General features: G+C 39.2%; 22 protein-coding genes and 1 pseudogene. 14 read left to right on the top strand and 9 right to left on the bottom strand.

All coding sequences use genetic code 11. From position 1 onward, the window contains the following. Both FTT84_RS13380 and FTT84_RS13375 read left to right on the top strand, forming a co-directional pair. A partial coding sequence (locus FTT84_RS13380) for a transposase domain-containing protein (protein ID WP_143242124.1) occupies positions 1-96 on the top strand: 96 nt, incomplete at its 5' end. 94 nt (positions 97-190) lie between these two features. Continuing rightward, complete coding sequence (locus FTT84_RS13375) at positions 191-1,747, top strand: EAL domain-containing protein (RefSeq protein WP_257223420.1); 1,557 nt, start codon at positions 191-193, stop codon at positions 1,745-1,747. A gap of 95 nt (positions 1,748-1,842) precedes the next feature. On the opposite strand, the gene rpmE is transcribed toward FTT84_RS13375, so the two are convergent. The 4 genes from rpmE to FTT84_RS13355 all read right to left on the bottom strand — a co-directional run bounded on the left by rpmE (position 1,843) and on the right by FTT84_RS13355 (position 6,292). Then, entirely contained in the window at positions 1,843-2,067 is a 225-nt protein-coding gene (rpmE, locus tag FTT84_RS13370) for a 50S ribosomal protein L31 (protein ID WP_067762762.1), read from the bottom strand. 316 nt (positions 2,068-2,383) lie between these two features. After that, complete coding sequence (locus FTT84_RS13365; protein ID WP_067762763.1) at positions 2,384-3,358, bottom strand: bile acid:sodium symporter family protein; 975 nt, start codon at positions 3,356-3,358, stop codon at positions 2,384-2,386. 183 nt (positions 3,359-3,541) lie between these two features. After that, a complete protein-coding gene (gene gloA, locus FTT84_RS13360) occupies positions 3,542-3,943 on the bottom strand; it encodes a lactoylglutathione lyase (protein WP_067762764.1) in 402 nt (133 codons plus the stop codon). Positions 3,944-4,153: 210 nt separating this feature from the next. Continuing rightward, on the bottom strand, positions 4,154-6,292 hold the full coding sequence (locus FTT84_RS13355) for an MFS transporter (protein WP_180081441.1): 2,139 nt from the start codon (positions 6,290-6,292) through the stop codon (positions 4,154-4,156). Positions 6,293-6,553: 261 nt separating this feature from the next. On the opposite strand from FTT84_RS13355, the gene FTT84_RS13350 reads away from it, so the two are divergent. Beyond that, positions 6,554-9,118, top strand: coding sequence for a Lon protease family protein (locus FTT84_RS13350; protein ID WP_373685025.1), 2,565 nt, complete (start codon positions 6,554-6,556; stop codon positions 9,116-9,118). A gap of 177 nt (positions 9,119-9,295) precedes the next feature. On the opposite strand, the gene grxD is transcribed toward FTT84_RS13350, so the two are convergent. Next, positions 9,296-9,637 carry a Grx4 family monothiol glutaredoxin gene (gene grxD / locus FTT84_RS13345; RefSeq protein ID WP_067762767.1) on the bottom strand — a complete coding sequence of 114 codons (342 nt, stop codon included), beginning with the start codon at positions 9,635-9,637 and terminating at the stop codon, positions 9,296-9,298. Positions 9,638-9,835: 198 nt separating this feature from the next. Here grxD and FTT84_RS13340 point away from each other — a divergent pair, with 198 nt between their 5' ends. Continuing rightward, on the top strand, positions 9,836-11,047 hold the full coding sequence (locus FTT84_RS13340; RefSeq protein WP_180081439.1) for an aspartate aminotransferase family protein: 1,212 nt from the start codon (positions 9,836-9,838) through the stop codon (positions 11,045-11,047). Positions 11,048-11,116: 69 nt separating this feature from the next. Here FTT84_RS13340 and FTT84_RS13335 read toward each other — a convergent pair whose 3' ends face one another. The 3 genes from FTT84_RS13335 to surE all read right to left on the bottom strand — a co-directional run bounded on the left by FTT84_RS13335 (position 11,117) and on the right by surE (position 13,861). Further along, complete coding sequence (locus FTT84_RS13335) at positions 11,117-12,046, bottom strand: LysR family transcriptional regulator (protein ID WP_067762769.1); 930 nt, start codon at positions 12,044-12,046, stop codon at positions 11,117-11,119. 92 nt (positions 12,047-12,138) lie between these two features. Beyond that, positions 12,139-12,969 (bottom strand): peptidoglycan DD-metalloendopeptidase family protein, encoded by an 831-nt coding sequence (locus FTT84_RS13330; RefSeq protein WP_180081437.1) that lies wholly within the window; start codon positions 12,967-12,969, stop codon positions 12,139-12,141. Positions 12,970-13,087: 118 nt separating this feature from the next. Further along, positions 13,088-13,861: a 5'/3'-nucleotidase SurE gene (gene surE / locus FTT84_RS13325; RefSeq protein ID WP_067762771.1), complete on the bottom strand. Its 774-nt coding sequence runs from the start codon at positions 13,859-13,861 to the stop codon at positions 13,088-13,090. Positions 13,862-13,971: 110 nt separating this feature from the next. On the opposite strand from surE, the gene FTT84_RS13320 reads away from it, so the two are divergent. From FTT84_RS13320 to purB, 9 genes are all read left to right on the top strand, one after another. Then, positions 13,972-14,346, top strand: coding sequence for an MCR_0457 family protein (locus FTT84_RS13320; RefSeq protein WP_180081435.1), 375 nt, complete (start codon positions 13,972-13,974; stop codon positions 14,344-14,346). 214 nt (positions 14,347-14,560) lie between these two features. After that, positions 14,561-14,947, top strand: coding sequence for an MCR_0457 family protein (locus FTT84_RS13315; protein WP_067762773.1), 387 nt, complete (start codon positions 14,561-14,563; stop codon positions 14,945-14,947). A gap of 118 nt (positions 14,948-15,065) precedes the next feature. Further along, on the top strand, positions 15,066-16,214 hold the full coding sequence (gene dacC, locus FTT84_RS13310) for a D-alanyl-D-alanine carboxypeptidase PBP5/6 (protein WP_180058271.1): 1,149 nt from the start codon (positions 15,066-15,068) through the stop codon (positions 16,212-16,214). Positions 16,215-16,323: 109 nt separating this feature from the next. Further along, entirely contained in the window at positions 16,324-16,866 is a 543-nt protein-coding gene (locus FTT84_RS13305; RefSeq protein ID WP_180058270.1) for a gamma carbonic anhydrase family protein, read from the top strand. Between the two features lie 77 nt (positions 16,867-16,943). Further along, positions 16,944-17,486 (top strand): hypothetical protein, encoded by a 543-nt coding sequence (locus tag FTT84_RS13300; protein ID WP_067762776.1) that lies wholly within the window; start codon positions 16,944-16,946, stop codon positions 17,484-17,486. A 159-nt stretch (positions 17,487-17,645) separates the two neighbouring features. After that, positions 17,646-18,131 (top strand): NUDIX hydrolase, encoded by a 486-nt coding sequence (locus tag FTT84_RS13295; RefSeq protein WP_180058269.1) that lies wholly within the window; start codon positions 17,646-17,648, stop codon positions 18,129-18,131. A 4-nt stretch (positions 18,132-18,135) separates the two neighbouring features. Then, entirely contained in the window at positions 18,136-19,272 is a 1,137-nt protein-coding gene (gene mnmA, locus FTT84_RS13290; protein ID WP_180058268.1) for a tRNA 2-thiouridine(34) synthase MnmA, read from the top strand. A 12-nt stretch (positions 19,273-19,284) separates the two neighbouring features. Continuing rightward, entirely contained in the window at positions 19,285-20,016 is a 732-nt protein-coding gene (gene hflD, locus FTT84_RS13285) for a high frequency lysogenization protein HflD (protein ID WP_067762779.1), read from the top strand. A 56-nt stretch (positions 20,017-20,072) separates the two neighbouring features. Further along, positions 20,073-21,461 (top strand): adenylosuccinate lyase, encoded by a 1,389-nt coding sequence (purB, locus tag FTT84_RS13280; protein ID WP_067762780.1) that lies wholly within the window; start codon positions 20,073-20,075, stop codon positions 21,459-21,461. A gap of 66 nt (positions 21,462-21,527) precedes the next feature. Here purB and FTT84_RS13275 read toward each other — a convergent pair whose 3' ends face one another. Further along, entirely contained in the window at positions 21,528-21,770 is a 243-nt protein-coding gene (locus tag FTT84_RS13275; protein ID WP_180081433.1) for a hypothetical protein, read from the bottom strand. Positions 21,771-21,948: 178 nt separating this feature from the next. Between FTT84_RS13275 and FTT84_RS13270 the strand changes: the two are divergent. Further along, a pseudogene (locus FTT84_RS13270) lies at positions 21,949-22,337 on the top strand (transposase); the annotation flags it as partial.

Genomic DNA, 22,337 nt, shown 5'->3' with positions numbered 1-22,337 from the left:
GCCTATCTCAGTGATGTGCTGAAAAGGCTGCCGACGCATAAAGCGACCCAAATAGAAGAATTACTACCACATCGCTGGAAATCCAACTCAAATTAAAAAATAGGCATGGGGTTCAGCGGACGCTTACGTTGCAGTCATTCAGGAAGGTATTCATATTCAAGCCAATGCTGAATACTTAACTCTTTTTGGTTTGAATAATGAGGATGATGTCATTGGTTTACCATTACTCGACTTATTACAACCGACCGATTTGAATGATTTTAAACAGCGCTTTAAGAAAATCAGCCAAGGCCAATTTGATTTAGGTCGTTTTGATCTTTCTTCACAAAATGCTGCGGTGGTAAAACAAAACCCATTGAAGTTAGAGTTTATTGCAGCGACAGAAGAAGATGCGCTACAACTCGCTGTAGATATAACAACAGAATCTACAAGACAAACTACAGTTAATACCGAAAACGTTGCTCAGAAGCCGAAAAGCTACCAACAAATTAACCGAACGATGACCAAGCAGCCATCTACTGTTAATGCATTGGTATTATTTACCCTTTCATCGTGTTCTGATGCTATTTTACAATCCAATTGGAATACCTATAAGAGCTATTTCAGTAATGTAAAAGAGTTCCTCAAAGAACAAACCCATGTACCATTATTTAGTCTAGACAATGGCGCATTTGTGGCTTTATTCCAAGCGGATAATCAAGCTAAATTAGATTCAAAATTAATTGGCTTAAATACTTTAAGTAAGCCGCAATTATTGACTGTAAATAATGAAAGCTACCCACTGAATCTGCGTATCGGTTATGCAGTTTTAAATGGCGACCTTCGTGATGAATCGCATTTGGAACAAGTCATTAGCCAGGCCTTTACGACTGCACTACCAACCAATCAGAAAGCACCTGAAATTGATTTAAATATTCCACTTGAATTAGAAATCCCTGCGCTAGATTTTGGTACGCCTGAGGCTCAAATTGCGCCAATTAGCGTAAGTAATGAAGCACCTGTCTTAAAAGCACTTCGTACAAGCTTAGAACGTGGTGAAATTCATCTTAAATATCAACAGCTTTATGATAAAGAAGATAGCCATTTATATACGTATGAAGTGACCAGTGGCTTCATTTTTGAAAACAAATGGAAAGATATTGCTCAACTACGTGAACTCACTGAAGACTCTGAACTATCGATTAAATTAGATCGCTGGATTTTAGTTGAATCATGTAAGCAATTACATAATTTTATTACACAGTTCCCTGATGCAAAATTAATTGTAAACTTAAACAAAGAAGTCTTGTACAACGATCGTACCTTCCCTGAATTTATTTCGAAGTTAATTACAATTATTCGTAGTAAGGTGAAAAACCCATTAATTTTGCAATTTTCAGAAGAAGACATTCAGACCAATCTTGCTGATGCACAAAAAGCATTTATAGAATTACGCAAAAATGGTGCTGATTTAGCATTACGTAATTTCGGCCATTCAATGTATAGCGAGTCATTACTTCGCCAAGTAGATGTAAATTGCTTAACATTGGATAATAGCCTCACGAAGATGTTAGCCAATGATCAATCATGTCTAGAATTGCAGGAAAAAATTGCTGCCTTTAATGAAATCAGAAACGTAGAAATTCTACTACGTGAACTGAATGACATGACGTTGTTTGCCAATGCTTGGAACGTTGAAGCTCGATTTATTCAGGGCGATTACTTCCAGAAAAAACTAGATCATTTAATCGATATTCAAGACCAATAAGGTCTTGGATATTTATGCTGTCTAAAATTGACATTTCATTCAGTTTAAATAGGCACAAAAAAACGGGCATAAAGCCCGTTTTTTTGTTTTGGATATTAACGTTTGATAGAACGTGACATACCAGCAAAACGTTGTTTGAATTTGTCGATACGACCGCCAGTATCAACGTTCTTCTGTTTACCAGTGTAGAATGGGTGGCAAGCAGAACATACGTCTAGGTAAACAGTTTCTTTACCAAGAGCTGAACGAGTTTCGATTACGTTACCACATGAACAAGTAGCAACTAAAGTATCATATTTTGGGTGAATATCGGCGCGCATCGTCGATTACTCCTAAGATTCAAGAAGGTTTAGCTGTCATCGCAATTGATCACTCTTGTAGACATACAAGGAAGGCTTATAAAGCAGATCAACACCATAACAGACCATTCTTTTGGCCCACCGAGACGGATACCGTCAGAGCTAAGCACAACAAGTTGGGCAGTATTATATCTGATATAAATTGATTAATAAATAGAGCTACACCCCTCAATTGATCAGATTCGATAATGCCCTATTCTTTACTCAGTCTTTTCAATCCCACATTCAAATCTAGCAGCTTAGTTCAATAAGCTCGTTTGCCCATTCATACTGAAATTTAAAGTTTACCTGCTTGTTGCTTTGACCAAATATTTGCGATCACTCCACACACCATCAATTGAATCTGGTGGAAAATCATAATCGGTAAAACAATCATACCGAGTGGTTGACCAATAAATAAGATTTGAGCCATTGGTACACCACTTGCCAAGGTCTTTTTTGATCCACAAAAGAATATAGTTTTTTGATCAGCACGATTAAAGCCCAACCATCTAGGGACATAGAGTGCAAGTAACATCACGATAGTCAGTAATACTGAACACGCTACAATCAGTATAAATAAAGTCATTCCACTGACTTGATGCCAAAGACCTGCTACGACAGCACTACTAAAAGCGCCATACACCACCATTAAGATTGATCCTTGATCAAATACTTTAACGATCTTGGGTAGTTTTTTCATATACGGAAAGACCCATGGCCGTAAGACCTGACCTAAGATGAAAGGAACCAAGAGCAATAAAGTAATTTGGATAATCGATGCGGTCGGATCATAATTATGTTGTGATTGCCCCAAGATAAAATAAGCGACCAGTACAGGTGTAATAAACATACCAATAATATTAGAGAAGGATGCGCTACACACGGCACCTGCAACATTACCTTGGGAAACGGATGTAAATGCTATGGAGGATTGAACTGTTGAGGGTAAAAAACACATAAACAAGAAACCCCAGTACAACTCCTTTCCTAACATCGGTACAAGTATAGGTTTAGCCAATAAGCCTAATATTGGAAACAATGCAAATGTAAATGCGAAGACCAGCGCATGTAACTTCCAGTGCATGACTCCTTCTATCACAGCTTCACGTGACAATTTGGCACCATGCAAAAAAAATAAAATCGCAATTGCAGCGGTGGTGACCACACCAAAAATATCTGCCGCCTGCCCTGAAACTGGTAAAAATGTTGCCAATATCACCATAACAAATAAAAGTATCGTAAAACGATCAAGCGCTAACAGTTTCAACATCACTACATCCTGTATTGTTATTTCTAAACTTTATTTCAGACATAAAAATGCCCAACAAGTTAAATTTACCGAGAGGTAAACATTTATCTTACTGGGCATATATAAAAAAGCGAGTGCGATTCACTTATATTCGTTATTTAGTACAATGATTTAGCCTAAATGATAAATATAAAAACATCTCGCTTAGTTATTACGTGCATTGACATCTTGTTGAATCAGTTCGATCTTGTAGCCATCTGGATCTTCTACGAATGCAATAACTGTTACGCCACCCTTCATTGGGCCTGCTTCACGCACTACATTACCACCACGTGATTTAATCTCTTCACACGCTTGATAAGCATCATCAACTGCAATCGCAATATGACCATAAGCATTACCTAGCTCATACTCAGCTGTATCCCAATTGTGAGTGAGTTCAAGTACGGTATGGTTCGCTTCATCACCATAACCTACAAATGCAAGAGTAAAACGACCTTCTTCATAGTCACGTTTACGAAGCAAAGTCATACCGAGTACTTCAGTGTAAAATGCCAATGAGCGTTCTAAATTGCCTACACGTAACATGGTATGCAGCATGCGCATGATTCATTTTCCTAAACATTAATTTTGCTGATTACTATAGGCATTTAAATACAAAAGTTCAATTTGAATACCATTCGTCTTTATGTGCCTAGAAATAACTGAAGTACTATCCTTTAATACTAATGCGATGATACTTATCATTATGCCCATAAAAAAGCTCATCATAATGATGAGCTTTTTTATCTACTTCATATGTCTATTAAAGTCATTTTAACTACTTTTTTGCCCGTGTTCTCTTAGTAGCTTTGCAACCCAAACTACTAAAATTAAAATTGGAATACCGATTAAAGTTGTCATGAGGAAAAATTTTGGATAACCGATATTCGTCACAATCGTGCCTGAATAGCCGCCTAAGATTTTTGGCGTTAAAGTCATTAACGAACTGAAAATAGCATATTGCACAGCAGTAAATGAAACACTTGTTAAACTCGATAAGAATGCAATAAATGCTGCACCTGCTAAACCAGAAGCTAAGTTGTCAACAATAATGGCAAAGTACAACCATTTAGAACTATAAGGTTTAATCACTTTACCTTTTATTTCAACTTCATTTCCCGCTTGAGCCAAGTTTACAGGCTGAATATCAATATCAAGTACACCCGCCATATTCGCAGACGTATTTACATCATATTTGTGTTGCTTTGTAGAAATGACTTTCGTTCCATCTACAACTTGAGTCAATAATTGTTTAGAGCTTGAATTTACCAAAACTTGCCCCGGAATCGTCGCTGTGAAAATACCTTGTTTATCCAGTTTGGCATCGAAAGGTTTCCCATCTAACAACACCTGAATTTTCTGAGCATCACTTAATTCACGATTATAATGTCCACGAACCACAATACCATTGCTCTGCTCATGCGCACTTACAACGTTGTCTGCGGTCACAGGATAAAGCAATAATGCACCTGTATTTTGCGCATCATTTAAGTAAGGAATACTGACTGTAACTGGATACGAATCAGCAATCGAGTAAATAGCTGTTGCTGAAATCTCATGGTTCTGCTTTAACACATCCGTTGGTACTGTAATTTTCCAAGCACCTGTTTCATCAGGAATCGCAACATAATTTTTATCACCCACTTGGACTTTTACTGGATCTAATGATTGACCTGATTTAACTAATCCGATAAAAATCAAATTGGTTGAACTCGCTAAAATCGCACCAACGAACATCAACTTCATAATGTTCATACGCTGTGCAAGCAATCCGCCAAGAAAGCCACCTATAAGGCTAAAAATTACACCATAGACTTTAACCGCTTCAGCAATTTGTTCTTTGCTGAAATTTAAGTCTTGATAAAACACATTGGAAATCACACCTGCAATGATGTCTGAGATGCGATAAAAGCCAATCAACAAAAGTAAAACCAATGCGAGTTTTAACCCATAACGCTTAAAGAAATCTGCAATTGGATTTACCCAAGTTTCATACGCCATTTGCTTGTTCACAGCACCAGTTTTTACCAGTGTTGAACCAACGAGCAATGCGACTGCACCTGAGCCAATGAAACGTACAGCTTCTAAACTAAATAATAAGAAGGAATCTTTAACTTCCCAAGCGGTTTTTAATACCTCCAGCAGACGTCCTGAATAGATATAGCTCAAGACAAAACTAATCACCGAAACGAAAAATACTGCAACCAAACGATAGTAATCACTACGTTTATAATCTTTTTGTTTCCGCTCTACATTTGGCTCACGAATACAAAGTGTGGTGATAATACCGACAAACATGACAGCTGCCATTGCTAAGTAAGTATATTTCCAAGCATCGTATATATAATTACCTTTGGCTGTACCTAAGTAAGCTGCCAAAAATAAAGCCCCCGCACCCGCAACAATCATCCCTATACGGTAGCCCGCATTATATGTAGACGCTAAAACGGTTTGCATTTCTGCTTCAGCAAGCTCGATACGATAAGCATCAATCACAATATCTTGTGTCGCAGCAGAGAAACCGAGTAAAACTGCGCCTGCCGCCATTTGATAAATATAGCTTTGACCTAAGGCTGGATCTGAAAAAGCCATAATACAAATGGCACAGATGATTAAAATCTGCGCGATCAACAACCAAGCTCGACGGCGACCAAGCTGTGAAGTTAAAAATGGAACAGGTAATTCATCAATCAGTGGTGCCCAAACAAACTTAAAGGAATAACCGAGTGCTGCCCAACTGAAAAAAGTTACCGCACTTTTATCAATCCCAGCTTCACCTAACCACAGCGATAAACTTGAAAATATAAGAAGAATTGGAATACCGGCTGAAAAACCGAGAAACAGCATAATCAGCGCACGCCGATCTAAAAACGCAGTAAAAGCAGATTTCCATCCTGAAGCTTGTGTTGTCATGACTCAGATTATTTTTGTCAAAATCGAATGATGCTATTCAATCGCTTAATCAATTTTGTTTCAACAACATTTATGAAATCATTGTTTTATTTTATAGAGAAATAATCAGCTGTTGCTTGATCTTTACCATCAAACCTGTATACCTTTAATCTATATTCTTTATCTTTTGTTTTGGATTCAACAGTGACCCAGCGACTTGAACAAATTCACTCTTCTTTATCAACTACAGTCAACGAAAGCAGCACAAACAATCCGCAAGAAATTCAAACGACTTTAAAGAGCGCATTTGATCAACCAGAAATTCAGAACACGCTAACAAAAACACAATTACCGCCAGAGCAACTCACACACACACCTGACCTAAAAAAAATACCAACATCTACTAAACGTATAAAACCGCTAAATGATTTTTTAGGACAAGATCGTGCACGTGCTTCGGTTGAGGCAGGCATAGCATTGCCTTATTCCGGCTACAATATTTTTGCAGTGGGTACAGCTGGGCTTGGTAAACGCACCATGATTAAGCGTTTATTACAACAGCACGCGAAAAATATGCCAACTCCTTGTGATTGGGTATATGTCAATAATTTTAAATTTCCACGTGAACCTTTAGCCCTTCAGTTCCCAGCTGGGCAAGCTGTTAAGTTTCAAACCATGCTGCATCAAAGCTGGCAAACCATTTTAAAACAGCTTGAACGACGCTTCACTGCTGAAACGTATCACAATCGTATTGAAATGATTCGCCAACATGCCGGTGATGAACAACATCAAGCTTTAATTGAAATTACACGTGAAGGTGAAGACCTCGATCTAAAGCTCATTTCTCAAGATGATGAACATTGTTTCGTACCTGTGCATTTGATTGATGACAAATATCAAGAAATGTCCAAAGAAGACATCAATGCTTTAAATAGTAAGCAGCGCGCCGAAATTGCGTCCAATATGCGTTATATGGATAAAAAACTTGAACGCTTAGGCTTACATCTTGGTGATCTAGAAGATAATGCACGTGATAAAGTTCAATTATTAAACCGTGAAATTGCTAAACAAGTGGTAATTCCACGGATTGATTTAATTCAGAATAAATTTGGATCTGTAGCAGGTTTAGAGAATTATCTTAAATTGTATGCAGACGACATTATTAGTAATGTTGAATTTGTGCTCGAGCAGGAAGAAGATGATTTTACCCCAGGTCAATTCAATCGCATTCCTTCACGTTACCAAGCCAATATCATAGCAAGCCACAAGCCGAATGCTGGCGCACCAGTTATTTTTGAAGACTTTCCAACGCACTACAACTTATTGGGCCATGTTGAACAACTGACTCAAAATGGCACAATTACCACGGACTTTACTTTAATCCGTCCTGGTTCATTGCATAAAGCCAATGGCGGTTTTCTTATTTTAGAAGCTGAGCAATTACTGGAACAGCCGTATGCCTGGCAAGGTTTAAAGCGTGCCTTAAAATCTGGGCAATTAAAACTTTCATCGCTTGAACACATGCTCACTTTAACCGGTAGTATTTCAATTGAACCAGCTGCAATTGATTTAAATATCAAAGTGATATTGCTAGCTGAACCAGATATTTATTATGACATTTTAGAGCTTGAACCTGAGTTAGGCAGTGTCTTTAAAATCCGTGCTGACTTTACAGATACATTACAACGTAATGACATTAATGAGCAGGCTTATATGCAGCTCATTGCCGATTATGTACAAACAGATAAATTATTACCATTTGACCGCAGTGCTTTGGCAGCTTTATTGACCGACTCTAGCCGTCAAGCCGAAGATCAAAGCTCTTTGTCATTACACGCCCTCACCTTGGGTGACTTAATTCGTGAAGCACATCATCACGCTGCACTTTCGGGCGACAAAATGGTGACTGAAAATCACATCAATACCGCACTCGATCACCGTAAGTATCGCTTAGGTTATTTGCGTGAATTGTATTGGCAAGATCTCAGCCGTGGCACACAGTTAATTGAAACCAAAGGACACCGTCTCGGACAAATTAATGCTTTGTCTGTTATTCAATATGCTGATGTTGAATTTGGTTTACCTTCTCGCCTAACCGCATCGGTATATCAAGGTGGTGGAGATATTCTCGATATCGAGCGTAGTGTTGAACTCGGTGGCTCATTACATGCCAAAGGCGTGTTATTAATGTCGAGCTTTCTTAAAGCCCACTTTGGTCGTGAACAAATCTTACATTTCTCTGCTGCCCTCGCCTTTGAACAAAGTTATGGTCAAGTCGATGGCGACAGCGCAACTGTTGCCGAACTATCTGCTTTAATTTCTGCCATCAGCCAACTACCTATTGATCAATCATGGGCACTAACAGGCTCAATGAACCAATTGGGACAAGTACAACCGATTGGCGGCGTGAATGCAAAAATAGAAGGCTTTTACGATGCATGCAAGTTGCAAGGTTTAACCGGCAAACAAGGCGTAATTATTCCACGTCAAAACATGCAACATCTAATGCTACGTAAAGACGTAATCGAAGCGGTAAAACTTGGGCAATTCCACATTCATGCCATTGATACCATCGACCAAGCTTTAGAAATTTTGATGGCTCGCCCTGTGGGCACACTTGATAAAAAAGGACGTTATAGCAAAGGTTCAATTTATGCTGCTGTTATGGAGCAATTAGAATACTGGCAAGCAATTGAAGATGGAGCCGAGTTCGAGGAAGAAGAACCGAAGAAAAAGAAAAAAAAGAAGAAAGCCAAAAAAGACAAAAAGTCCAAAAAAGTAGATACTGCTAAAGAAGCTGAATCGAATGAAGAAAATATCGATGAAGTGAGCCCTAACGCAGAATAAACTTTGAGTGGAAACAATCGTTGAGTTATTCGCCGCACAATTAAATGAAACTTAGATTGTGTCGCGAATTTTCACCTAAATTTTAAATACTTCGTATATTTGAGATATAAAAAAAGCGCCTTCGAGGGCGCTATTTTTATTTGCATATTAGCATTTACACCTGTTGGTACATGCTAATTATGCTTCAGGAGCTGGGCTGTATTGTTCAACTAAAGGTTGTAATTCACCTTTTTGGAACATATCAAGCATAATGTCGCTACCGCCAATCAACTCACCGTTGATCCATAATTGCGGGAAAGTCGGCCAGTTTGCAATTTGCGGGAGAGTTGCGCGAATATCTTGATTTTCAAGAATATTTACATAAGCAAACGGACGACCAATTTGACTGAGTGCTTCTACTGCACGTGCAGAGAAACCACATTGTGGAAATTGTGGAGTACCTTTCATGTAAAGTAGAACTGCATGTTTTGCAATTTGGTCACGAATTAACGCTTCTGTATCGCGTGCTTGTTCAGTCATTGATATATCCTCAATAAATCTGCTTCGCATTATACCCAAAACTGAGTAAAACAATATGACTAAAGCAATATTTCATGTTTTATTTACATTTCAGCTTTTCATTCGGGGCATATTTTGCTTATATAGACCCCTTGATGCTCATATTTAATATGGCGTCTCCTCTATATTATTTCAATCACCTGACAGATAGAGTTAGTCATGAATAACATTACCCTTGCCCCTGTACAAACTGATCAACCATCACATTTGATGCCGGTATTTGGCCGCCAACCGATCAGCTTTGTCCGAGGTCAAGGTGCTCACCTGTATACAGCAGATGGCACAGAATACTTAGATGCACTTACAGGGATTGCTGTATGTGGTTTAGGTCACTCACATCCTGCTGTTACAGCGGCGATTGCTGAACAAGCTGCAACATTAATTCACACCAGTAACTTGTTTGAAGTGCCTTGGCAAACAGCTGCTGCACAAAAGTTGGCTGAAGTTGCTGGTATGGAAGAAGTGTTCTTCTCAAACAGTGGTGCAGAATCAAATGAAGGTGCAATCAAAATTGCACGTAAATTTGGTCATATGCAAGGTGTTGCAAGCCCTAAAATTATTGTTGCTGACCATTCTTTCCATGGTCGTACCATGGCAACACTTTCTGCGACAGGTAACAAAAAAGTTCAAGAAGGCTTTGGCCCATTAGTTGAAGGTTTTATTCGTGTACCTTTCGGTGATATTGAAGCGATTGAAGAAGCGGCGATTCACCACCCTGACATCGTAGCGATTTTAGTTGAACCGATTCAAGGCGAAGGTGGTGTAAATACTGCTCCTCAAGGTTTTAGCTACCTCGAAGAAATTCGCCGTATCTGTAATCAGCACAACTGGTTAATGATGCTTGATGAAGTGCAAACAGGTAATGGTCGTACAGGTAAATACTTTGCATATCAACACACCAATATTGTTCCTGACGTGCTAACTACAGCTAAAGGCCTGGGTAATGGCTTCCCTATCGGCGCAGTCATGACTCAAGGTCGTGGTGTTGGCGTTTTAACAGCGGGTAACCACGGTTCAACTTATAGCGGTACAGCATTAGGTTCACGTGTGGTTTATACCGTGATTGATACCATTCAAAAGGAAAACCTTGTTGAAAATGCTGCAAATATGGGCGCGTATCTTGTTGAGCAATTCACAGAGCAACTTGCGGAGCAAAACGTGACTGTTCGTGGTTTTGGCTTAATGGTTGGTATTGAATTACCAAAAGCTTGTGGCGAACTTGTTGCCATTGCACGTGATGAACACAAATTAATTATCAACGTAACTGCAGGTTCTGTGATTCGTTTATTGCCTACGCTGAATATTACACAAGCTGAAGCAGATAAATTGATCGAACGCATTGTGAAAATGGTAAAAAGCTTTCTAGCTTAATTATCCACGCATAAAAAAGCCGCTTCTAGCGGCTTTTTTTATTGTTATTCAATATAAGACATAGGCTAATTATGATGCGTCTTGGTATACACGTCCGCCAGGTAATTGACTGAAATACTGTTTTAAAGCATCTAAGCAACGGTGGATTTTAGTCGGTTGTTGATCACGCTTACACATCACTGCATATAAGGTAAAAGATGGTAAACGCCATTCAGGTAAAACTTCGACCAAAGATCCATTTAATAAATCTTTTTGAATATCTAAATACAAAATTCGCGCTACACCATGGCCCTGTAAGCACATAGATTTTGCAGCAAGCACATTATTGGTTGTAAATCGTGAATTAACTTCTATATGCGTGCGCTCATGTGTAGACACATGCTCAAAACTAAACTGCTGATAATTTTTAACCAAGTTTATATGCAGTAAATCATGATTTTGTAAGTCTTCTGGACGAGAGATGAGTGACGTCTGATTAATATAACTCGGCGCAGCAACTAAAACTTGCTCAACATGTGCAAGTGGTACGACTTGAAGATTCTGATCCTCAATTTTCGGGCTCATACGCAGTGCAATATCAATACGACCGTCGATCAAGTCAATATATTGATTATCCGCTTCCAAATGTACAGATAAGCTACGGTGTGCAGACATCCAATGTGATAACGCTGGAATCACATGATTAGCGCATAACTCAGGAGTTGAAGCAATTCGAAGCTCTCCAACTAAGTCATCACGTAATTCATTGATGCGAATTTTACCGCGCTCTGCGGCTGATAGCATTTCTTGGCAGCTGTGAAAAAATGCTTGTCCAGCTTCAGTCAAACTTAACTTTCGAGTGGAGCGATGTAAAAGTACAACTTCCATGTCATGTTCTAAGGATCTGATTTGCTGGCTCACGGCACTCGTGGTAATTCCCAACTCACGAGCTGCGCCGCTAAACGAATTTTTTTCTACAACGCAAGCAAAGACACCCATTGCTCGAAGTTGATCTAACATAAATTTCCCTCATAAACTTATGAGAAGCTTCATCTTTTGATAAAAGCAACTCATTGTATTATACGGGGATATTTTGCTTTTGCATTAGTTATTTAATTATTTGGTAAAACACTAGTCGGATTAATTGGTTTACCGTCTAAACGAACTTGAAACTCAAGCATAGTACGGTTTGTACCTGAAGATCCCATTTCACCAATTTGTTGTCCTGCTTTAACAGTTTCTCCACTTTTCACGTTCATTTTACTGTTATGAGCATAGGCCGTAATGTAGCCATTAATGTGTTTTACTAAAATTAGATTACCGTATTCTTTCAAACCATCAGCGGCATAAACCACTTGACCATCTGCCGCCGCAAAAATAGCATCCCCCACATTGCCCGCATAACGTGTTCCCTTCACATTTGAAGCTAAATTATAGCCTTGGAGCACAGTAGGTCGTGCAACTGGACTTACCCAACGTAAACTTGATGAAGTAACAGCAGGCGTTGGTACTGGTGTACGTGTCACAGTTGGTGGTGTCGTTTTTGCAGGAACAACAGGTGCATTTTGTGTTGGTAAAGCAATCGTTTGTCGCTGAATAGGTGCTGCTTGCGTCATCGCTTGTGTTGAAGTAGTACGACGTGCACCACCATTTTTAAGGCGAATTGATTGTCCAACATAGATACGATAAGGCTGCGCAATGTCATTCATTTCAGCAATACTGACATAGCTCAGACCATAACGTGCTGCAATGCCACTTAAGGTATCACCAGAGCGGACAGTATAATAATCTGGCGCTGTCGCATAACGGGTCGCATTATTAATTTGTGGCTTTGACGCACAACCTGTCATAACAACAGTCGTAACAACAGCAGCAGATAAAACAATCGTCTTAAAAAATGCTGCAGGAGCGGCAATAACGCGATCTTGTGACACCAGGGACATCATCTTCCTCACTAATAATTCGAAATAATATAGTCATTATGAATGGGCTAAGATTAGCAAAAAACCGTAGCAAAATAGTGACGGCTTTGCCAATTTCACAAAGTTATAACATTAATACTTACAATTTAGAAAACTCTGCATGCAAGTTATTCAAAATCTCGTAGTTTGTAGCGTCCATTTGTATAGGGGTTACACTGACATAGCCATTTGCGACCGCAAAAAAGTCTGACTCAATATCAGTTAAACCCTTTTTCGGCTCTGCAACTGCCTCGCCTGCTAAACCAATCCAATAAACTTGGCGACCTCGAGGGTCAACATGACTAGTAATTGGCTTAGACTGTAAACGGCGACCTTGATAAGTCACTTTAGTGCCTTTCAATTCAGCCACGTCAGGAATATTGACATTGAAAATATGTCGTGGCGGTAAATTCACCAATCCACCTGCAATAAAGTCATGCACCCATTTCGCAGCAACAGCATAATCTTGAGGATTGTTATAGCTGCGTACATTCGGCCCGGCAAATGACACTGCTATAGCAGGTTGTTTCATCAAACGCCCTTCAAATGCAGCACCTACTGTACCTGAGTACAGAACATCGTCACCTAAATTTGCACCACTATTAATACCACTAACGACGAGATCGAATTCAAAGTCGAATAAACCATTCATGGATAAATAGACACAGTCAGCAGGTGTACCATTGACAGCCCACATATCTGGGGCAATTTCGACAGGTCGTAAAGGACGATCAAGTGTTAAGGCACTTGAAAAACCACTACGTTCACTTTCAGGTGCAACAATCACAACACGACCCAAAGGACGCAATGCGTGTGCAAGTGCTTGGATACCGGGAGCAAAAACGCCATCATCGTTGGCAATTAATATATTCACTGACAAATTCCGTTACTGTTTTAAAATGACTCGCAAGAACATTTTATTGAAATATATGAATAATTATATATATTTACTTTTTAACATCCAGCATAAATATGTGAATACAAATGATTAAAACGATTGCATTACGGGGCATCTTGGGTTTAGGTTTGGCTGCATTGTTATCTCAAGCAGTCATTGCTGACGATGGCTTTACTCAAGATGAAGCAAATACCATCGTGAAAGAAGATATTGCATCGGCTCAAGTCATGGCAGAAGTTTGTCCTGCATTGATTGGTAAAAATGCTAAATTTGATGCAAACATCACTACATTAACCCAATCTTATCTTGCTGATTATTCTGATAAGTCAATGACTTTAGCTAAATTACAAGCAGATTCAGAATACAAATCAGTACTTGAAGAAGCGCGTCAAGCTGTAAAAGAAACGGATAAAAGTGAACAAAAGTCAGTATGTGACGATGTTTTAAATTACGAAGCTTAATTCAGCTTTGATCAAACATTTCATTTACCTATAATTTATAAATTAAGTGTAATGATGTTGCTATAAAAGGATGAAGCAAACACTTCATCCTTTTTTCTTTCACAATTCACCACTTTCTCAACAGCTTCAATACAATTTTCTACTGATTCATAATCAATTTAAGATTAAGCTAAGTCTATTATTTTTATCGCTTTTAAGATTTCAGGTTATTTTAATGAAACATACTTTTATTCAATCTCTTTGTGCCCTTAGTCTTTCTGCTTTTGCTTTTACAGCAATGAGCGCTCATGCAGCAGATGAAAAAATTGAAGTAACACCAACCCCAGCAGTTACAAATCAAGAACTTGCTGCGATTTATGTTCTTTCTGAAGTTTGTCCAAAATTAGTCGATGACAAAGATCAAAACAAATTTAATGCCGGTTATGCAAAATTAGCCAAAGAATATATGCCAAAAGAAAAGAACGCTGTTACAGCTTTAGAACAACTGAGTAAACAGAAAAGTTTTAAAGAAGCTTTAAAGGAAGCCAAGTCCGATGCGAAAAAAGCTGGCGACAAGAAAAACGGCGAAATTTGCAAAGAACTTACCGCTTACAGTAAATAATACCAATTGGTTACAATACTTTTAAAATAAGCTCTAACACCCCATAGAAGTCAGCCTAGCTTTGTCCTAAAATGCTAGGCTCTTTGTGCTTATACCTAAGTTATTGGAACCACCCAGAATGACCCGAAAAACTGCCCTTGCTGCATTGCTATTAGCACCTAGCTTCTCATTTGCGGCAACCGTCTTATCTGCACCTCCAGAATTGAATAATAAATCTTATGTGCTGATGGACTATGAAACAGGGCAAATCCTTGCTTCTAAAAATGAAAACGAAAAATTAGCTCCTGCTTCAATGACAAAAATGATGACAAGTTACATCATTGAACAAAAGTTATTGAGTGGTGAACTGACTGAAGATGAAAAAGTACGTATGAATGAGTCTGCTTGGTGCCGCGGTAGCAGCTCTGAGTCTTGTATGTATGTACCTTTAAATGGCACAGCAACTGCATTAGAAATGTTGCGTGGCATTATTATTCAGTCAGGTAACGACGCTTCTAAAGCAATGGCTGAACATATTGCTGGCAATGAGGGTACTTTTGCCCACATGATGAACCAAGAGGCAAAACGTATCGGCATGGTGAATACTCAATTCATTAATGCAACAGGTATGCCTGCTGAAGGTCATCTCTCTACTGCTAAAGATATGGCTGTTCTTGCACAGCACATCATCCATGACAGTTCAAAATATTATCCAATCTACTCAGAAAAAGAATTTACGTTTAACGGAATTAAACAAGGCAACCGTAATGCCCTACTTTATACCGACCCAAGTGTAGATGGTTTAAAAACTGGTCATACCGATGAAGCTGGCTATTGCTTAACAACGTCTGCTAAACGTGGTCCACTTCGTTTGATCTCTGTGATCTTCGGTGCACCGAGCATGAATGAACGTGCGTCTCAAACACGTGAAATTTTAGCTTGGGGTTATGCAAACTTTGAAACTGTAAAAGTTCAACCTGCTAAACAAGTTTTGGCTAAAGCAAAAGTTTGGTACGGTAAAGACAATGAAGTTCAAATTGGTCTTGCTGAAAACTTTAACGTGACCATGCCTAAAGGCGAAGCAAACGCGATTAAAACTCAATTGGTTGTTCAACCAAAATTAACTGCGCCTTTAAAACAAGGTCAGGTTGTGGGTAAATACGTTGCGACACTCAACGGCAAAGTGATTGCTGAAAAACCACTTGTAGCTTTACAAAATGTTGAAGAAGCAGGCTTCTTTGCCAAAATGATTGATCACATCAAACAGTTTTTTAGCAACTTATTCTAAGTTTTAAACACATTTAAAATTTAAGACTAAAGTGAAGGCATCCATATTTCGGTATGGGTGCTTTTTTCATTTATACTCCTTCAATATAAATATTGAATGATGACGTCTTATGGCTAAAAACATCCGCCCTTATCTTGAACATCACCCTAAAATTGACGCAACTTGCTACGTTGATGAAATGTCTGTGGTGATTGGTGAAGTAACGCTTGCGGAAAATGTTTCGGTTTGGCCATTTGCTGTGATTCGTGGCGATGTTAATCATATTAAAATTGGACGTAACTCCAATGTGCAAGATCATGCCATGTTGCATGTGAGTCACAAAAAAGCGGATAAACCTGAAGGTTCACCACTGATTATTGGTGAAGATGTGACGATTGGTCATCATGTCAAACTACATGGCTGTACTATTGGCAACCGTGTGCTTGTAGGTATTAGCACGATTATCTTAGATGATGTGATCGTTGAAGATGATGTGATGATTGGTGCAGGTTCACTTGTTCCGCCGCGTAAGCGCCTGGAAAGTGGTTATTTATATGTGGGTAGCCCTGTACAAAAAGTTCGCCCTTTAACAGATAAAGAAAAAGAATTTTTGCCTTATTCGGCACGTCATTATGTGAAAGTGGCGAATAATTATCTTGATCAAAGTGAATAATCGACAGCTTTATTTTTTACACTTTTTTATTGCATCGTTTTATTAATAGACTAATTCAAACACAGAGTAACAATTTAATGTTGGTTAAAACTTATACTCTATTATTTAGCAAAATACTTTTCACTGGCATCATTTTAAGTTCTACAACTGCTTTTGCAAATTCACCGCAGTGTAAAGATGACTATGAAAAATTCATTGCCAAAGAGATTAAAGAAATTGGTTCAGCCTTCAATACAGGTAATTATGCATTAATCGCAGAAAAAACAGATTCATCTCTGATTAATTTTGCTGGTGGTACAGAAAAATATAACGCCATATTAGAACTTGCTGCAAATTCATTTAAGCAAAATAAAATACAAGTGACTAAAGTTGACACTTATCCTCCAAAACAAAGTTATATCATTGGCAAAAATGAGTTTTGTGCCGTACCCAAGCAAATCACAATTTCTATGAATGGCCGTAAAATGACGGGAGATCTTTCCTTTATGCTTGCAGTACGCCCTATTGATAGCAAAGAATGGAAATATATTGATGGTGTAGGTCTGCAAAAGAATCCAGATATGATCTATACCCTGTTCCCTGATTTACCTCGTGATAGCAAAATTCCGTTCATTGAGTAAAAAATTTTAACTATTAACATTACAGCGTTTAAAGTTATCCCTTAGATAGGCTGTAATGTTAATTCAATTAAAACTCCGTAAAGGTTATTTGAAAAAATCAACATAGCCACCGCCCCCTAAATTTTGTAGAATAGCGTTTTTAACCCATGGTGCTTTTCTATGACCGCTTGGACTGCTCACGTCACTGTTGCGACAGTCGTTGAAAAAGACGGAAAATTCCTCTTTGTTGAAGAACATACAGAAGGTGTTACGCACACTGTATTTAACCAACCTGCAGGTCATGTCGAGTGTGGCGAAACGCTGATTGAAGCCGCCATTCGCGAAACCATGGAAGAAACAGGTCACGATGTAGAGATCACCCACCTTTTGGGCATGTATACGTATACCCCACCAATGTTCCCTGATCGTACCTATTACCGCTATTGCTTTTTAGCTAAAGATATTCAACACCATGTCGATGCTCAGTTAGATACGGGCATTGTTGGTGCTGTTTGGATGACTTTAGATGAACTGATTGAGTCAGCACGTGCACGCAGTCCATTGGTGATTAAAGCTGTGCAAGATGCCCTTTCAGGTCAAAAATATCCTTTATCGCTCATTTACGAGCACCAAAATTCTCCCTTAATTTCAAATTTGGATGCTTAATCCTATGCAACAACGTGTCATCGTCGGTATGTCTGGTGGTGTAGATTCCTCTGTGTCTGCAGCACTTCTTCTTCAACAAGGCTATCAAGTTGAAGGTCTTTTCATGAAAAACTGGGAAGAAGATGACGGCACGGAATACTGTACGGCAATGGAAGACCTTGCCGATGCACAAGCCGTATGCGACAAAATTGGAATCAAACTACATACTGCCAATTTCGCCATGGAATATTGGGATCGCGTATTTGAACACTTCCTACAAGAATATGCAGCAGGTCGTACCCCTAACCCAGATATTTTATGCAATAAAGAAATTAAATTCCGTGCGTTTTTAGACCATGCTGTGAACTTAGGTGCAGACTTTATTGCAACAGGTCACTACTGCCGTCGTGGTGAAACACTTAAAAATTCACGTGGTGAAGAATATGCACCGCTGCTACGTGGCGTAGACCAAAATAAAGATCAAACTTATTTCTTACATGCAGTGCATGGCCGCGAAATTAATAAGACTTTGTTCCCTGTTGGTGAAATTGAAAAACCACAAGTTCGCAAAATTGCTGAAGAATTAGGTTTAGCGACTGCGAAGAAAAAAGACTCTACTGGCATCTGCTTTATTGGTGAACGTCGCTTTAATGACTTCTTGAAGCAATATTTACCTGCGCAACCCGGAAAAATCGTATTAGATACCGGTAAAGAGGTTGGTGATCATCACGGCTTAATGTACTATACGCTCGGCCAACGCGGCGGTATAGGTCTTGGAGGACTCAAAGGTGCTGAAGAAGGTGCTTGGTTTGTGCTTCACAAAGACATTGAGGGTAATCGCTTAGTGATTGGCCAAGGTCATGAGCACCCACTCATGCAAAGTACCATTTTATGGTCTGAAGCGATTGATTGGGTTGCAGGCGAACAAGAAATACCTGAAACAGGTTTTCGCTGTACGGCTAAAACACGTTATCGCCAACCTGACCAACAATGTACATTATTTAAAGACCCTGCTGCACCAAACGGTGTACGTGTCGAGTTCGATGAACCACAACGTGCCGTGACACCGGGTCAAAGTGTGGTGTTCTACACTGGTGAAGTTTGTTTAGGTGGTGGTGTGATTCATCATACCAATGCCCCTAAACCGGATTTTATTTCATAAGGATTGTTTCGGATGACAGAGTTACCGTTTCAACAGCCTCAAACTCTGAATACTCGCCAAAATCGCGCATTGGCGTTAGCTGCTGTTTTTCAAGCAACACAGCTAACCCATATGACCGCGTTGACGGGTACGCAAAGTATTGGTGAAAGCGGTAATTTTTATTTTGAACATCTCATCAAAGCCAGTTTGAATATCCGTCCTAAATCCAATCAGTCCAATCAAACGCTCGATTTTTTTGATAAATTGGCGGATATTTCTCTCGGTTTAAAAACTTTAGAAAGCAGCATTACCCAGCCATTTAACACTTCCCCAAAATCTAGATTGCCTAAACTTGCAAATACCAAGCTACCAATGACCTATGCAATGACTTTATTGCAATTAGAAAAAAAAGTGTATAGCAATCCGAAGTTCGTTGAAATTATTGAACAATCCCAACAAAAAATTCTTAGACAGCTCTCCTTTTTCGATAATAATTATTTACATCCAAGTATCATTGCCAACCTTGCTCAAACATATATTGAAACTGCTGGATCAATTAATCCACGCATTATGGTTCGAGGCAACGCTGAAGCATTTAAAGATACAGCACATACCAACCGCATTCGCGCGACATTATTCACAGGCTTACAAATGGCTCACTTGTGGCGTCAGCTCGGCGGTAGCTCGTGGGGTATGATTTTCAGCAAGCGCAAGCTGCTCCAAGATATTCAAGATCTCGCTCGTTTACAGTATCAGGTGGTTTAACTGATGGCTGTGATGAACTTTGTTTTACGTTTAATTCCAATGTTTAAGGAATCGCTATGAACGCTTTAACCGCACTTTCTCCATTAGATGGACGCTACGCTAGCAAATGTGATGCTCTACGTCCTTTCCTCTCTGAGTTTGGTTTAATCCATGCTCGTGTGACTGTTGAAGTGCGTTGGTTACAAGCGCTTGCGAACCGTCCAGAAATCACAGAAGTTCCAGCATTCAGTGCTGAAACAAATGCAGCACTTGATGCAATTGTTGCGAACTTCTCTGAAGAAAATGCAAACCGCATTAAAGAAATTGAACGTACAACGAACCATGACGTTAAAGCGGTTGAGTACTTCTTAAAAGAGCAAATTGCTCACATTGATGAACTTAAAAATGCAGGTGAATTCATTCACTTTGCATGTACTTCTGAAGACATCAACAACTTGTCTCATGCTTTAATGCTTAAAAATGGCCGTGAAGTTTTAGTTGCCGCTATGCAACAAATCATCGATTCAATTGTGGCTTTAGCTGAAACACATGCTGAACAACCAATGTTGTCACGTACACACGGTCAAACTGCTAGCCCAACAACTTTGGGTAAAGAAATGGCGAACGTAGCTTACCGTTTAGCGCGTCAAATCAAGCAATTCAAACAAGTTGAACTTCTAGGTAAAATTAACGGTGCTGTAGGTAACTACAACGCTCATTACTCTGCTTACCCTGAAATTAACTGGCCTGCTCATTCTCAAGCTTTTGTAGAGTCTTTAGGTTTAACCTTCAACCCGTACACGACTCAGATTGAACCGCATGACTACATGGCGGAACTTTTTGATGCACTACGTCGTTTCAATACGATTTTGATCGACTTTAACCGTGACGTTTGGGGATACATCTCACTTGGTTTCTTCAAACAACGTTTGAAAGAAGGCGAAGTTGGTTCTTCAACAATGCCACATAAAGTTAACCCAATTGACTTCGAAAACTCTGAAGGTAACTTGGGTATTGCGAATGCGGTATTGGCTCACCTTGGTGAAAAACTTCCTGTATCTCGTTGGCAGCGTGACTTAACTGACTCAACTGTGCTTCGTAACATGGGTGTTGGTTTTGCACAAAGTTTGATTGCATTTGAAGCTTGCTCTAAAGGTATTGGCAAACTTGAATTGAATGCTCAACGTATTCTTGAAGACCTTGACCATGCTCAAGAAGTTCTTGCTGAACCAATTCAAACTGTAATGCGTCGTTATGCAGTTGAAAAACCATACGAAAAACTTAAAGCGCTTACTCGTGGTCAAGCAATGACTCGCGACATGATGGTTGATTTCGTAAACGGTAACGAGTTAGAAGCTGTTCCAGCGGCTGACCGTGCACGTCTTGCTGAAATGACACCTGCAACATATACAGGTAACGCTTCAACTCAAGCTGCTCAAGTGAAAGATTTAATTGCTAAGATCTAACGTCTAAAATCTAATTTTAGATAGATAAAAAACGAGGCTTAATGCCTCGTTTTTTATTGCGCCAAATTATTCAGATAAAGGACAATATTTTGCCCAATCATCTTTCATGCGCTGTAATTCACAACCGGTTAACACATCACTGAAATAGATATAATAGGTCACGTCTGGATATTGAATTTCATGGCGAAAAAGCATTCCACGTAAAGACACAGAAAGTTCTTCAGGAAAGTCATCTTCTAAGTACAGCTCTTCAAAATCATAATTAAAATAACAGTTTTGTTTCGCTTCAAATGCTTCGATTACAGCCATTTGCAAATCCTAAAATTCTATCATTTGGAAATTCATCTAGTTTAACGGATTCAACATACAATCTCGCTGAATATATATTTTCAACTTCGAAATGAGCTACAAACATAGGTAATCCCCCCTAAAAATAATAGGATCTAAAAGTAGAATTTTCTCTTAAGATACGAGCAGGAGATTCTGCATGAAAACATCTAAATTTACTGACAGTCAGATCATGTCCATCTTGAAACAGGCAGAATCTGGCACACCTGTAGCGACCCTTTGCCGTGAACACGGCATGAGTAATGCTACCTTTTATAAATGGCGTGCCAAATATGGTGGTATGGATACATCATTAATGGCTCGACTGAAAGAGCTAGAAGCCGAAAATACCAGACTTAAAAAGATGTATGCGGAAGAGCGATTAAAGGCCGAAATCATCCAGGAAGCGATGGCAAAAAAGTGGTAAAGCCATCTTGCCGGCGTAAGATGGCACAACAGGCAGTTGCCCAGCATGCCATTAGTATTCGTTTGGCTTGTAAAGCATTTGGCATTAGTGAAACCTGCTACCGCTATCAAGCCAAACTCAGC

This window comes from Acinetobacter sp. YH01019 (assembly GCF_013420285.1).
Classification (GTDB): domain Bacteria; phylum Pseudomonadota; class Gammaproteobacteria; order Pseudomonadales; family Moraxellaceae; genus Acinetobacter; species Acinetobacter gandensis.
The sequence above is the reverse complement of the archived record's forward strand: the minus strand, read 5'-3'. Positions and strand labels throughout refer to the sequence as shown.